This is a genomic window from Pseudoalteromonas sp. SG43-8 (assembly GCF_014164245.1).
Taxonomy (GTDB): domain Bacteria; phylum Pseudomonadota; class Gammaproteobacteria; order Enterobacterales; family Alteromonadaceae; genus Pseudoalteromonas; species Pseudoalteromonas distincta.
Map to the genome: position 1 here is coordinate 348,589 of NZ_JACJEX010000002.1, position 13,453 is coordinate 362,041.

The 13,453-nt window shown below is 40.1% G+C and carries 13 protein-coding genes and 1 tRNA gene; 11 read left to right on the forward strand and 3 right to left on the reverse strand.

The annotated features are described in order from the left end of the window. Window positions 1-40 precede the first annotated feature (40 nt). Window positions 41-125: transfer RNA gene (locus H5122_RS06810), tRNA-Leu, on the reverse strand. A 391-nt stretch (window positions 126-516) separates the two neighbouring features. On the opposite strand from H5122_RS06810, the gene H5122_RS06815 reads away from it, so the two are divergent. From H5122_RS06815 to H5122_RS06860, 10 genes are all read left to right on the forward strand, one after another. Continuing rightward, window positions 517-1,506, forward strand: a complete 990-nt coding sequence (locus H5122_RS06815; RefSeq protein WP_182681759.1) for a fatty acid desaturase — start codon at window positions 517-519, stop codon at window positions 1,504-1,506. Window positions 1,507-1,886: 380 nt separating this feature from the next. After that, window positions 1,887-3,179, forward strand: a complete 1,293-nt coding sequence (locus H5122_RS06820; protein ID WP_182681760.1) for an amidohydrolase — start codon at window positions 1,887-1,889, stop codon at window positions 3,177-3,179. Window positions 3,180-3,413: 234 nt separating this feature from the next. Continuing rightward, window positions 3,414-3,827 carry a GFA family protein gene (locus tag H5122_RS06825; protein WP_182672953.1) on the forward strand — a complete coding sequence of 138 codons (414 nt, stop codon included), beginning with the start codon at window positions 3,414-3,416 and terminating at the stop codon, window positions 3,825-3,827. Window positions 3,828-4,151: 324 nt separating this feature from the next. Then, on the forward strand, window positions 4,152-4,304 hold the full coding sequence (locus H5122_RS06830; protein WP_182681761.1) for a hypothetical protein: 153 nt from the start codon (window positions 4,152-4,154) through the stop codon (window positions 4,302-4,304). Window positions 4,305-4,385: 81 nt separating this feature from the next. Further along, window positions 4,386-4,970 carry a glycosyltransferase gene (locus H5122_RS06835; protein WP_182672954.1) on the forward strand — a complete coding sequence of 195 codons (585 nt, stop codon included), beginning with the start codon at window positions 4,386-4,388 and terminating at the stop codon, window positions 4,968-4,970. Further along, window positions 4,967-5,986: a glycosyltransferase gene (locus H5122_RS06840; RefSeq protein WP_182681762.1), complete on the forward strand. Its 1,020-nt coding sequence runs from the start codon at window positions 4,967-4,969 to the stop codon at window positions 5,984-5,986. The genes H5122_RS06835 and H5122_RS06840 overlap by 4 nt, the downstream gene beginning before the upstream one ends. Continuing rightward, complete coding sequence (locus tag H5122_RS06845) at window positions 5,983-7,047, forward strand: glycosyltransferase (RefSeq protein WP_182681763.1); 1,065 nt, start codon at window positions 5,983-5,985, stop codon at window positions 7,045-7,047. The genes H5122_RS06840 and H5122_RS06845 overlap by 4 nt, the downstream gene beginning before the upstream one ends. Then, complete coding sequence (locus H5122_RS06850) at window positions 7,031-8,089, forward strand: glycosyltransferase (protein ID WP_182681764.1); 1,059 nt, start codon at window positions 7,031-7,033, stop codon at window positions 8,087-8,089. Before H5122_RS06845 ends, H5122_RS06850 begins: the two co-directional genes overlap by 17 nt. Next, a complete protein-coding gene (locus H5122_RS06855; RefSeq protein ID WP_182673302.1) occupies window positions 8,079-8,921 on the forward strand; it encodes a glycosyltransferase family 2 protein in 843 nt (280 codons plus the stop codon). The genes H5122_RS06850 and H5122_RS06855 overlap by 11 nt, the downstream gene beginning before the upstream one ends. A gap of 112 nt (window positions 8,922-9,033) precedes the next feature. After that, complete coding sequence (locus H5122_RS06860; RefSeq protein WP_182673303.1) at window positions 9,034-9,255, forward strand: hypothetical protein; 222 nt, start codon at window positions 9,034-9,036, stop codon at window positions 9,253-9,255. Here H5122_RS06860 and H5122_RS06865 read toward each other — a convergent pair. Beyond that, window positions 9,244-10,440 carry an MFS transporter gene (locus tag H5122_RS06865; RefSeq protein WP_149602180.1) on the reverse strand — a complete coding sequence of 399 codons (1,197 nt, stop codon included), beginning with the start codon at window positions 10,438-10,440 and terminating at the stop codon, window positions 9,244-9,246. The genes H5122_RS06860 and H5122_RS06865 overlap by 12 nt on opposite strands. A gap of 106 nt (window positions 10,441-10,546) precedes the next feature. Between H5122_RS06865 and H5122_RS06870 the strand changes: the two genes are divergently transcribed. Beyond that, window positions 10,547-11,338 carry a helix-turn-helix domain-containing protein gene (locus H5122_RS06870; protein WP_182681765.1) on the forward strand — a complete coding sequence of 264 codons (792 nt, stop codon included), beginning with the start codon at window positions 10,547-10,549 and terminating at the stop codon, window positions 11,336-11,338. Between the two features lie 19 nt (window positions 11,339-11,357). Here the strand turns inward: H5122_RS06870 and H5122_RS06875 are convergent, their stop codons facing one another. Beyond that, window positions 11,358-13,418 (reverse strand): TonB-dependent receptor, encoded by a 2,061-nt coding sequence (locus H5122_RS06875; protein WP_182681766.1) that lies wholly within the window; start codon window positions 13,416-13,418, stop codon window positions 11,358-11,360. Window positions 13,419-13,453: the final 35 nt, after the last annotated feature.

The window sequence follows — 13,453 nt, forward strand, 5'->3', positions numbered from 1 at the left end:
TAAAAAAACCTCAGCCAATAATTAGCTGAGGTTCAAAAAGTGGTACCAGCGGCCGGACTCGAACCGGCACTCCTTTCGGAAGGGGATTTTGAATCCCCCATGTCTACCAATTTCATCACGCTGGCATAATTTTTCTTTAATCTTTTAAGCATAAAAAGATAAAGAAAAACCACTTAAAATAAAAAGGATACTTATATACCTCTTATTCTGTATCCGCATTATACAAACAAAAGAGGGGGCGGCAAGCATTTTCTTTTGTTTGTAATAACAACTGATTGATAATTAATCGTTTATAGCAAGGAGACTCCACCGGCAAATTTTTTAAGTCTTTTTGGGCTGATATATAAAGCGAATATTTTGGGTTATGAGTGCTATTAAATTGTCATGCGATTGAATAAATGAGCAATTGAACTATTGATAATAGTGAATCGTATTATAATAGTTATTCCTGCTTTATGCCGATTTTGCGTTTAATTCAGGTATTATTTGTACAACAAGGCTTTTAAGACATTAATTATGATCCAATTAAGTGCCAAACAGAACATTCAATCGATTGTTAAAGCTATTAAGGCAGAGGAAGCATCACTTCGTCAAAAATACCCATTACTTGCACATCAAAATACCTTAGGGTTAATTATTTTATTGCTGTCGCTTAGCGCATTAATTGGTGTTGGTGCTTTATATTATTTAGCCTTAATACCTGCTTGGGTATGTATAGTACTTGCGGCTATTGCTGCGTCTATTTCCCATGAGTTAGAGCACGACCTTATACATAAACAATACTTTAGCAATCAGCCTTTCATGCATAATTCTATGATGTTAGTAGTATGGTTAATGCGGCCAAATACTATTAGCCCATGGTACCGACGTAAAATGCATTTACACCACCACAAAACCTCAGGCACACAACAAGACCTAGAAGAACGCTTGGTGGGAAACGGTATTAAAAATCCATTTTTACGTGCGCTAGTTATTGTAGATGGGTTATTAGGGCTAATTATTTCTACTAAACGTTTTAGAAAAGAAATTAATGGCTTTAGTTTTTCGAGTGTTTTTAATGCAGGATTTCCGGTAACAACTGCGTATTTCGCTATTTTATATAGCGTTATTTTATTCCATATTGTTGATTTATTTATACCACTTTCGCTAAATTCGCCTAGCTGGGTACTAAGCATAATGAATGTGTTTGAGTTTTTAATGGTTGTGCTCATTGTGCCTAATATTATTCGTTCAAGTTCGCTTAATTTTGTTACCTCAAGCATGCATTACTATGGTGGCGTTAATAACATGCTTGAACAAACTCATGTACTAACGAGTCGTTTATTCATGCCGTTTCACTTATTTTGTTTTAACTTTGGTAAAACGCATACCATCCATCATTTTGTGCCAAATCAGCCGTTTTATTTACGCCAAATGCTAAGTAAAAAAATACTTAAAGTAGTGGCGCAGCACAACGTGCGCTTTAACGATTTTGACAGCATTAAAAATGCGAATGCTTATAAATAATTACCTCCAACATTAGGAGGTCTTACATTGCTATTCTTATTTTATAATCTGAATAGCAATTATGTACCAAGCCTATTACTCTCCAGCTTCTTCTATCCACCACCGCGCTTATTAAAACTCACTTAACGTGCGTTGGTTGACTATTCAATGCCATTTTTAAATCAACAAAAGCAAAAATGGTAGGTTTAATTAGCGCTAAATCTTTACACTAAAAATAGATAAAGCCCCCCATAGTTGGGCATCTAACTTAAATGGGATTGATTATTGTAGAGCCTTCAGTAATAGTGGTTATAGAGCGAACTAATTATGTTCTTAATAATACATAAGGGCTCGTGCTCATCAATATTATAAAACCAATAAATATAATAAGGACACACAGGATGAAAAAATCACTAATTTCAGTAGCGCTGGGCTTTGCTGCCCTTAGTGCATTTTATGCCAATGCAAACATTGATCAGCAAGTGGAAAAGGTTGAGCAACAGGTTATTGATTGGAGACGTGATTTTCATCAAAACCCTGAGCTTGGAAATCGCGAAACCCGCACAGCAGGTATTGTCGCTAAGCACTTAAAGTCGCTGGGTATGGAAGTACAAACAGGGATTGCTTATACAGGCGTTGTGGGGCTATTAAAAGGTGCAAAGCCTGGCCCAACAGTAATGCTACGCGCAGATATGGATGCGCTGCCCGTTACTGAAAAAGCCGATGTTGATTTTAAATCAACTAAAACCACTAATTACCGTGGTGTAGATGTAGGCATAATGCATGCTTGTGGGCACGACACGCACGTGGCTATGCTAATGGGCGCTGCACAAGTGCTTGCAAACATGAAAGATGAGCTACACGGTAATATTATGTTTGTATTTCAACCTGCAGAAGAAGGCGCACCAGAGGGGGAAGAGGGTGGCGCTGAGCTAATGCTTAAAGAAGGCATATTTAAACAATACAAACCAGAGGCTGCTTTTGGGTTACATATAACATCTAGTTTGCACAGCGGTAAAATTGGTTATAGAAGTGGCCCTGCAATGGCCAGTGCAGACCGATTTGAAATAACAGTACATGGCAAGCAGGCACACGGCTCTGCACCGTGGACTGGGGTTGACCCCATTGCCGCAGCTGCGCAAATAGTAACAGGCGTAAATCATATTGTTAGTCGCCAAATCAACATTACCAAAGAGCCTGCTATTGTCTCGTTTGGTAAGATAGCGGGTGGGGTACGTAATAATATTATTCCTGAAGAAGTCGAAATGGTAGGCACAATTCGTAACTTTGATATGGATAACCGAGCACAAATATTTGAAAAAATAAAAACCACAGCCACGCACATTGCTAAATCGTCAGGTGCTACTGCAGAGGTACACATTCACGAAGGTTATCCGGTAACGATTAATAACCCACAGTTAACTGCGCAAATGTTACCTAGCCTTAAAAAAGCAGCAGGTAATGAAAACGTAGTTGAAATGGGAAAAATAACCGGCGCAGAAGATTTTTCGTTTTACGCTTTAGAAGTGCCGAGTGTATTTGTATTTTTAGGCGGTACACCAAGTGAGCAAGATTTAAATACAGTGGCTAGTAATCACTCACCTTATTTTTATGCCGACGAATCATCGTTTAAAGTAGGCACTAAGGCGCTTAGCCTGTTAGCTGTTGATTATTTAAACGCACATAAAAGATAGCTTAAACACACCACGTTACGCTATTAGCTTAACGTGGTATTGCTGTTTTATTTAAAACATCGGATCATGTTTTTAGCACTTGCTCAACTTTTAAAAAATCACTCTCAAAAATTAAAAATCTAACCGAACATACAAATGAACCGGCGAGCAGTTTTTTATATTTTAAAAATAATGAATCGATATTGCCGGTCTTATATCTCGATTCAATCTTCATAAGCATTAAGGATTTAAATAATGGAAATTACTGGAAGCTGTTACTGTGGTGAAATTAAATACCAAGCAAAGTCTCAAAATAACAACGCACTTGTTTGCCATTGTAGCGATTGCCAACGTATGTCGAGCGGCCCATTTAGAGCAGTCATAATTGCAGAGCCTAACTCAGTCGTTTTTACTAAAGGCGAGCCAAAAGAGTATGTTAAAACAGCACAGAGCGGCAATAAACGTGCGCAAGGCTTTTGTGGTACGTGCGGCACTACACTTTACGCAACTAATGAAGCAAAGGCCGATAGAGTGTACGGCCTGCGTATAGGTGCTGTTGATCAGCGAGATGAATTTACCCCAGCTGCACAAATTTGGTCGCAATCAACGCTTAAATGGCTAAACGATTTACACCAGGTGCCTGCTTTTGAAACTACACCTCAATCATAAGTGCTGTGAGCGTTGAGAAAATAAAACAGCTAATTAGCTATGCTTTGCTAGTGGGAAAATCTCGCTAGCTGCATTTTACTCCCTCCTTTTACCTCCTCTTTATATAAAAATTAAAGTATTTGTAGGCCAAATGACTTTGTGAATTATTTTCATATTTTATTGAAATATATGCCTATATGCTCATTTGTAGTAATACCTCACCTCAGTTTTTGTATTTAAGCTCATGATATTTATAAAAATAAAGTTTATTTTTATATGTACCTATTTGGCTTGTTAATTGCTGATAAACACCACGGACTACATATTAATGATGAGGTGAAACGAATGAAAATTTTATCCACGAGCGAAGTAGGGGCTGAATTAGAAGCAGCCAAATCACGTTTAAAAAAATTACCCCACTGGAAACTCTCTGAAAAGTTAGCCTTAGAGCTGCGCTTAAAACAACTAAGCGCTTACTTTAACGAATACAAAAGTTAGCGTTTGATTTATTAGCGTAATAGATATGGAAATTAATCCCCTTGTTTAAGCGGTTTTAAATAATATGGCTAAGGAAAAACAATGAAAAGCAAAAGGTACTGTAAAACGGCCATCGTGCTAGTAACTTACCACTGCAATGAAGGTGTTATAGAGCGCGTTAAAGAAATACAAAAATACGCCAGTAATTACATCATCACGATTGTTGATAACTCAACACAAAAGTACAAACAAAGGTATAACTTACGCCTAAGATTAAAGGCGATTGACCCCAACATTATTTATATTGATCACACACTAAACTGTCGGTTTACGGCTTATAACGTGGGGCTGCAAACAACGTTGAGTGATTTTGTTGTTTTTCGTACTGACGACGATGTATTTGATGAAAAGCACACTTTTAAACTAATAAACGAAGGCTTTGAAGAGGACTTTGTTTTTACTCCCTATTACTTTGATAATACAAAAAAAGTAGAGCACACTTATCAAAGACCGATAGAAACCCTGGTATTTAAAAAGAATTCATTATTAGCGTTTTTACCTTTTGAAACAGCCCCAAGCAGCGATTGGCAGCTAATGAAAAAGATGTTTGCTACAAAAAGCAAAAAGGAAGTGCCACTCGTTCTTTTGTATAAAAAACCGCATGGTCGCGAGGAGCTTGCTGTATGAAACTAGCAATAATAGCGCATCCCCGATTTCCTATTAAATCTCCCTATGCTGGTGGGCTAGAAGCTTTTACTGGCGCATTAGTTGAATACTACCAATCAGTTTATGAGGTTACTTTATATGCTCACCCAGACAGTGAGGTTGACTGTAAATTAAAATCGTTCCCGATAGATAACAGCCAATATCAACAATACCCCGATATAGTTGAAAACGATTTTATGCTCAAGGTAATGGACGATATAACTAAAGAGCAGTTTGACGTAGTGCATAACAACTCCCTTAACCCGATTCCCATACTGTGGGCCAGTAAAAATAATATTCCTATGTTAACCACGTTGCACACACCGCCTTACTCAAAATTAAAAGCGGTGGTAGGGCTGGCTTCTTACTCGCCATTTATACACTTTACTGCAGTGTCGCACTCTTTAGCAGAAGCGTGGGAGCCTTTTATAAACGATAAAGTAGAAGTGACCTACAATGGTATAGACCTTAAACGCTGGCAGGTAACAAAAAAGCCGCAAGATTATGTGTTTACGTATGGTCGAATATTACCAAGTAAGGGCATTGATATAGCAATATCTACAGCTCAGCAAATGGGGATTGCTATTAAATTTGCCGGCCCCATAGCCGATCAACACTATATGGATGACGTAGTGCGGCCTTTACTAAAACCCTGCGATACCTATTTAGGGCACCTTGATCACCATAGTATCAAACACCAATTGGCTCATGCCAAAGCTGCAGTATTTGGCACCCGATGGGATGAGCCTTTTGGGCTTTCTACTTTAGAAGCTATGGCAACAGGTACGCCTGTGGTGTCGTTTAATCGCGGTGCATTTGCTGAAATAGTCAGTGAAGGCGCAGGCGTGCTTGCTAAGGGCAATAATGTAAATAGTTTAGCCGCCGCGCTCGAAGCTTCATTCTCACTAAATCAAAGCGATGTAATTAAAAGCGCTCGTAATTTTCCTATTGCAAAAATGTGTAGCGAATATAGCAATATACTGGGGAGAATTGCATGAGAATACTGATGGTCGCAAGCCCAATAGTCTCTTTAAGGCAGCCCTTTAAAGGGGGCACAGAAGCCTTTGTTGCTAATTTAGCTAACGCATTGTGTAAAAAAGGCCACACTGTTGATGTGTTGTGTAAAAAAGGCCACACTGTTGATGTGTTGTGTAAAGATGCTGATGAAGAAAACGAGTTTAACATTTTACAGTTAGACGAATCCCCACTGCGCATGAAAGACAACATAACCACAGAGGAAGAAGGCCAAAAGCTGTACCAGGCTGCCCAATTTGCGCTAATAGATAATTCGTATTACGACGTTGTGCATTACCACAGTTACTACCATGCACTCTATGATGTAGCATTACTTCATAATATAAAAAGCGTAATTACTTTACATGCCCCGGTATCACCAAAGTTAGGCTTAATACATAAGCTGCATAAAGCGCGTAGCGATCACCGCTATATTGCCGTATCTAACAGGTTATGCAAAGAGTGGGAGGCTCATCTAGGTAGTGCCATTAAAGTGATTTCAAATGGCGTTACTCTACCCAAAAGTGAGTGTGTGCAAAAAATTAATAAAACCCACGATTTATTTTGGATGGGACGTATTAACGCCGAAAAAGACCTAGTATCGGCGATTAAAATAGCGCAAAAATTACAGCGCAAATTATGCATAGCTGGCCCCGTTGAGGATAGGGAATACTTTAATGCTCACGTCGAACCGCTACTTACAGACTCCATTTATTATATTGGGCATTTAAAACACGATGAATTGTTTACACAGCTTGCTAAATCTTGTTTGTTTTTAGCTACCTCTAAGTGGAATGAACCTTTTGGCCTAACCACTATTGAAGCGCTTGCTCATGGTATACCTGTTGTAGGCTTTAAAACAGCCATACCAGAAGAACTACGATTTTCTAACGTGTGTACTGCACTAAACAATGTGGATGAAGCTGTATCAGCCATTAAAAAGCTAGGCAAAGTATCGCCGCAAGCGTGCCAATCTTTTGCTAAAAACTTCGACTTTAACGTGACTGTTTCAAATTATGAGGCCGAATATGCAGCACTTATATGAGCCAAATTTACCGACTGTATTTTTTTATGTTCACCATCATGGCGCGGGCCACATTACACGTGCTGAGTTACTTATTACTAAGTTACAAAATAGCTATAACGTAGTGGTGCTTTATGGTGATTTAAACGTAAAAATTGCTTTGAATAAAGTGTGTAAGCGGAGCATTTTTGAAAAGCTACCTTCAAAATGGGCAGGCCAAAGCGCTGTACAAAGAAGCTATAACACTGCATTTGAAGGAATAGAACATAGCGAAGCGCCACTTGAACGCTCCATAACCTTTAACCTATTGGCGCAGCAATACAAACCGGTACTATTTATTAGTGATGTATCGGCCGAACTGACTATTATGGCCAGAAGCATTGGTTTACCTGTTTTAATGCAGCGCCATTCGGGTGATATTAGTGGCGACCCCACGCAAGTGTTTGCTTACGAATGCGCGACTAAACTATATGCCCCGTACCCAAAGCAGCTAGAAACACCTCACTACAGCTATTTTAATAAAACTCATTATTTAGGATTTATATCAAAATACACAGGTTGTGAAAGCGCCACCAATACAGATTTTGGCAGCTGTATTACTTTGCTAATGACCGATGCCCAAAGCGCGGCATTAATTGCCCGTACACTGATTAAGTACACCGAACACGTTGAGGTTATTGGTTGCCAAGGTGAAGCCATTGAAGGAGTAACCTACAAAGGCAAAGTGAGCAATATAGATCAAGCGATTTCAGCAAATGTGGTTGTAACAAGTGGTGGCAATAACGCAGTATCACAGTTGTTATCACTGGGGAAAAAGTTGATTGTTATACCCGAAAACCGACCCTACCAAGAGCAAGATGAAAAAGCGCGCATGTTAGCTAAAAATAACCTCGCAGTGCATTTGCCTTTTTCAGCGTTTTTACAGCACAACAATGCCCAAATAGAGGCTGCGTTGGTTAATGTAAGAAAAACCCGAACAAGTAAAACACAAATAATAAATGCTACAGAACAGTTTACCAGCGAGTTTGTAGAATTAGTTAAGGAGGTTGCAATTGAGTCATAATTTTTCAATCGTTACTATTGTAAAAGGCCGCCACCAGCAGCTTGCTAACCTTATCCATAGTATAGAAAATAGCACGCTTCGCCCATCTGATATGGTGGTGGTGTGGATGGATGAAAAAAACAGCCACAATGTTACCCCAAACACGTCTTTTGTGACTAAAAATGTGTACATACAAGAAAACGGCTTACCCCTTGCTAAAGCGCGCAACACGGGGGTTAAAAATGCGCAGCAAAACGACGTTATATTTATAGACGTAGATTGCATTTGCTCCCCAACACTTTTTGAAAGTTTACTTGCTAAACTTACGCACGGATTAGTGGTCAGTGCTAAAGCAAAGTATTTACCGTATGTGCCCAAAAGCGGTAACTATGAATTATTAGTGGAGGAAGCTGTTGATCACCCTAAACGCAAAAACTTACCTATAAACGAAGAGGTAGATTTTTTAACTTTTTGGTCTTTAATTTTTGTGATTAACAAACGTGACTTTAATAAAGTTAATGGTTTTGATGAGCAGTTTATTGGTTACGGCGCAGAAGACACCGACTTTGCAATGCAGTGCAAAGTAAGCAATATAAAGCTTAATTACATTGATGACTGGGTATTGCACCAGTACCACGATAAGTTTACGCCACCTTTAAATTACACCGAAGATATTTGTAACAACGCCAATACATTTGCAAAAAAGTGGCAATTTTTACCTATGTTTGGTTGGCTAAAAAAAATGGCCGCAATGGATATAGTTAAAATTGACGAAAAGAGCCACAGCGTTAAATTTTTAAAAAAACCGACCACCGATGAAATAGAAGCATGTCGCTCTACCTCGCCGTATTAAATTAGGTGCGTTAAATGCTAAAAGCGAAACAACCAATGGATATGACAAACGATTATTGAAATTTTTTTCCTACATGACTGTCTATTTATAAGACCGTCATGTGGAGAAATATATGTGTAGTTCACCTAAAAGTAGCCGAGCCGTTAAAAAGTCAGCCATTAGCTTTAATGATGAGCTTACTCAAGAGCAGCGCTTGCGTTTTGCTGCAAAAGCTAATTTAGCACAAGAGCGCCGTGAACAGCGCGAAGCAACGAATAAACGCTATGAGCAAAAGCATGCGAGTAGTAAACCTTCGTCTGGTTTATTTTCGTGGTTACAGCAGCTAGTTAGCTGATTTAGCTAAAGTGGTGTTTTTACCACTGCCCAAACCACATAAAGCACACAGTACTCCTGCAATAGCGCACAGCCATAATGGTGCACTCCAACTTCCCGTAGTCGTGTGTAATGCACCCGCTAGCATAGGACCAATAGCCGCGAGCAAATAACCTACGCTTTGCGACATTCCCGAAAGCGACGCTGCTTGTTGCGAATCGTCAGTTCGTAAACTAATAAACGACAGCCCCAATATAAAACATGCCCCAGAGCAAAAACCCAGCATTAGGGTCCAAACAAAAGCAAAGCTAGGCATGTAAAGCAGCCCCAATGCACTGAGTGCACTCAACATGGCTAAAATAAAGCTAAGCGCGCTTTGATCTTTTAATTTTGCCAATAGGGGGATTAATATTAAACCCGGTAATGCAGTCGCTATTTGAAAAGCACCATGATAAGCACCTGCTTGGGTAGCTGAGTGACCGGTTTCGGTTAATATGCTTGGTAACCACGTAATAATTATATAATTTAAAAACGAGTTTAAGCCCAGCAGTAGAGTAATTTGCCATGCTAGTAAATAACGCCATACACTTTTTGACGTGTCAGTGTGTTGAGCAATACTCGCGGGTTTTGTGTGCTTACTTAATTGCGACATCCATACAATAATACTCGCCAAAGTAATAAGAGCTGATGAGCCCAGCGCAAGTTGCCATCCTAATCCGTTTAACTGACTAAGCGGAAATACCAAAGTAGAAAACCCACCCGATACCACGCCCATAGTAAGCACGTAGGCTGAGGTCATTAACGCAACCTTTGCAGGAAAGTCGCGCTTAATTAAACTTGGTAATAATACGTTTGCAATGGCAATGCCCACACCAATAATAGCGGTGCCTACAAAAAGCATGGCTGAGGTATTTATTACCCGCGCTGCAACCCCAGCAAGTATAAATAACAAAGCTACAAACAAGGTGCGCTCTAACCCCTGCTTTTTAGCAAGAGTTGCGGCCATTGGCGATACAACCGCAAAGGCAATGAGTGGCAATGTTGTTAAAAACCCAGCTTGCGATGCGCTAAGCCCAAAGTGATTAATAATTTGTTCAAGCACAGGTGCAATACCTGTAAATGTGGCGCGTAAATTTGCGGCAATAAGTAATATGCCAAGCACAAGTAATATGCCAGCAAAGCGTGATTTAGGTGTGTTATTTAACAAAAGGGGAGACCATTAAAGCTAATACTTAATGGGCGCTAGTATAAAGGCTTAGCAAAAACTATAATTTAGAGATAATGACATTAAATAACTAAAAACAGACAAAACTATGTTTGATGCAATTGGCTGGGACGACATTAAAAATTTTGAAACTATGGCGCAGCCCATAATAGCCAAAATAGAGCATGCCCATGCAAGTCACGAAATACCACTGCATACCCATCCAAAAGGGCAATTAATTTTAGCGCTACATGGTTATGTAACGTGTGAAGTGTCGGCAAAAATGTGGATGGTGCCTACGCACAGTGCAATTTGGATCCCAGCACAAAAGGTGCATAGCAATAGGGCGTCTGATAACGCGCAGCTTTGTCATTTATTTATTGATAGTAGTAAAAACGGTATGCCGTTAAATACCTGTACGTTAGCCATTACGCCGCTGGTTAAAGAGCTAATGTGTGAGTTGGCTGGGCATAATCAGCACTATACTTTAAATAGTAAAACAGCGCGTTTAGCGCAGGTGTTATTTGATCAACTTATTGAAATGCCCGTACAACCACTGGATTTTGTATTATCTAAAAACGAGATAATTCAAACCATGAGCGATCAGCTTATAAATATGCCAAATAACCGAAAAACACTACCACAATGGGCTAAGCAGTTTGCATTAACTGAGCGCACATTAGCGCGGTTAATTAAAAAAGAAACAGGCATGGCATTTGGAAAATGGCGTACGCAATTGCATATAATTACAGCCTTAAAAGCGCTTTCTGATAAGCAAAGTGTGCAGCAGGTGTCGGAGTTATTAGGGTATGAGTCGGTGAGTGCGTTTATTACTATGTTTAAAAAGGTAATGAAAAAGTCGCCCATGAAATACATGAGCGACTTAAATCAGCTAAATTAGCTTAGTCCTTAAATAAGCACTACCACGTATAAGTTGCCGAAAGCATCGCGTTACGAGGCCTGCCCGGGAAGTATCTGTCACCGGTGAAACTGGTGTAATCGGCGCGCTCCGCATAAGCCTCATCAGTTAAGTTAATAATACGAGCAAGTAGCTCAAGATTACTAGTAACTTGCCACTGTGCGCGCAGGCTTAAAACATCATGCCCTTGGTATTTATTTAAGTTTTCTGGGTCGGTGTAGTAGTTACCAACGCGGTGCCACTGCAAAGCAAATTGCGTATTACTGAGTGCCTGCCATGTTAAATCGAGATTAGCAATATTACGCGGCGCGGTGTCTATGTCGTTGCCGTTTATATTTAAACCGTTAAGTATTTGGTTGTTAGTATAAGTATGCTTTGCGTGAGTGCCTGCAAAGTTAAGCGCAAGCGACTTAGTGAGCTGGTAGTCAAGCTCAAGCTCAATACCACGATGGCGAGAGCTGCCATTATTTACCGTAAAAAAATCACTATCGCGATAAATCGTATTGTGTTTACTCATAGCGTAAAGTGACACACCATAACGTAGTTTTTCGTAAATCCCTTTAATACCCAGCTCTGCGTTATTCGCTATTTCGGCGCTTAAATTTGCAGTAGTTTGCTCGCGTTGTAATTGGTATAGCTCAGCCGCTTGTGGCGCTCTGTAACCACGAGAAAAGTTCGCATAAAGCGTGTTATTTGTATTGTACTGATAACTAACCCCAAGCTTTGGCGATAGATTACTAAAACTATTTTTAGCACTCGCTGGGCGGCTGTATCGGCAGCCACCAAAGCCGCATTCTGTGCCATCGTCTTTTGTTCTACCTGCTAGCATATTATTGGTGTAGTCGTACTGCATATGCTCGTAGCGCAAACCTGCGGTAAGTAACCATTTATTTAATTGCCAATCAAGCGATGCAAAAGGGGCATAAAGCGTGGCGTTTACATCGTAATCGTAATGCTTACCTTGGGGGACTGTAGCAACTAAAAATGCAGAGCCCTGAGTTGGCTCGTTTTGGCTTTGAATAAAGTCGGCTTGCGTGTATTCGCCATCAAGCCCTAGGTTTATTTTTATATTACTTTGTAAATTATATTGATAAAGCGATTGTATGCCAAAACCTGTTTGGCTGTTTGTTTCAAGCGGTGTGCCGGGTAAAAAGTGCTTAAAAAAGTCCATGCTTTGGTCGCGAAAATATAACGTAGTAGAGAGCACATCATCGTTATTTAATTGCCATGTTGCATTGCTCCATGCTCTAAATGCACGTGCTTTTCTAAATGCGTCAGGGTCAAAGTTTTTTTGCGCGAGGTCTTCGTTTTTATAACTTTCAAAGCCTGTAATAAATCCAGCCGTTTGCTGATCAAGATTTGTGTAAGTAAGCCCTGAAGTTAGTAGTAAATTATTAATTGAATAGCGATGGCGAATATTTACTTTTTGTTGCTCTACGCTTTCGTCGTCGCGGTAACCGCTATCGTCGGTAACACTTGCGTTAATGCCTATACCGCTGTTGCCGTAATCTTGCCCTGAGCGTAATTTGTAGCGAGTATAACCGTACGAGCCATAATCTAAACCAACTAAGCCACCGCCTTGTGTGGTGTCGGGCGTTATTACATTAATAACACCATGCACAGCGTTTGAGCCATAAAGCGCAGAGCCAGGGCCTTTTAGCACTTCAATGCGCTGCGCCATTTCGCTGTGCGCCTCAAATAGCTCGTTTATGTTACAAAACCCAGCGGCTCTCAGTGGTATACCATCTTCTAAGGTTAATATGCCACCACATGCGCCTGCGCCCGAAAGTACCGGAGAGCGAAGTGCGGGTAAATACTCTTGGCCATTTCCGCGTTGAATATTAGCCCCTGCTACACGTTGCAGGGCTTCTTCAATATGGGTAGGCGCTATGCTATTTAGCTGCGCTTCACTAAGTGTACTTATTGATAAAGGGAGTGGGGTAGATAGTGCTTCAATACGTGATGCCGTAGTTGTTATGGTTTCTATTGCATCGTTGTTTTGATTATTGGCAAACGCAGTGTGGCTAAAGGGTAATATCAGCGGCAAAAAATAAGGTTTCATACATTCCTTGAAAGTAATCTATATTGCATTGCCTC

Coding starts and splice junctions, on each gene's coding strand:
- H5122_RS06815 (WP_182681759.1), top strand. CDS start 517: ATGATCCAATTAAGTGCCAAACAGAACATTCAATCGATTGTTAAAGCT.
- H5122_RS06820 (WP_182681760.1), top strand. CDS start 1,887: ATGAAAAAATCACTAATTTCAGTAGCGCTGGGCTTTGCTGCCCTTAGT.
- H5122_RS06825 (WP_182672953.1), top strand. CDS start 3,414: ATGGAAATTACTGGAAGCTGTTACTGTGGTGAAATTAAATACCAAGCA.
- H5122_RS06830 (WP_182681761.1), top strand. CDS start 4,152: ATGAAAATTTTATCCACGAGCGAAGTAGGGGCTGAATTAGAAGCAGCC.
- H5122_RS06835 (WP_182672954.1), top strand. CDS start 4,386: ATGAAAAGCAAAAGGTACTGTAAAACGGCCATCGTGCTAGTAACTTAC.
- H5122_RS06840 (WP_182681762.1), top strand. CDS start 4,967: ATGAAACTAGCAATAATAGCGCATCCCCGATTTCCTATTAAATCTCCC.
- H5122_RS06845 (WP_182681763.1), top strand. CDS start 5,983: ATGAGAATACTGATGGTCGCAAGCCCAATAGTCTCTTTAAGGCAGCCC.
- H5122_RS06850 (WP_182681764.1), top strand. CDS start 7,031: ATGCAGCACTTATATGAGCCAAATTTACCGACTGTATTTTTTTATGTT.
- H5122_RS06860 (WP_182673303.1), top strand. CDS start 9,034: ATGTGTAGTTCACCTAAAAGTAGCCGAGCCGTTAAAAAGTCAGCCATT.
- H5122_RS06870 (WP_182681765.1), top strand. CDS start 10,547: ATGTTTGATGCAATTGGCTGGGACGACATTAAAAATTTTGAAACTATG.
- H5122_RS06875 (WP_182681766.1), bottom strand. CDS start 13,418: ATGAAACCTTATTTTTTGCCGCTGATATTACCCTTTAGCCACACTGCG.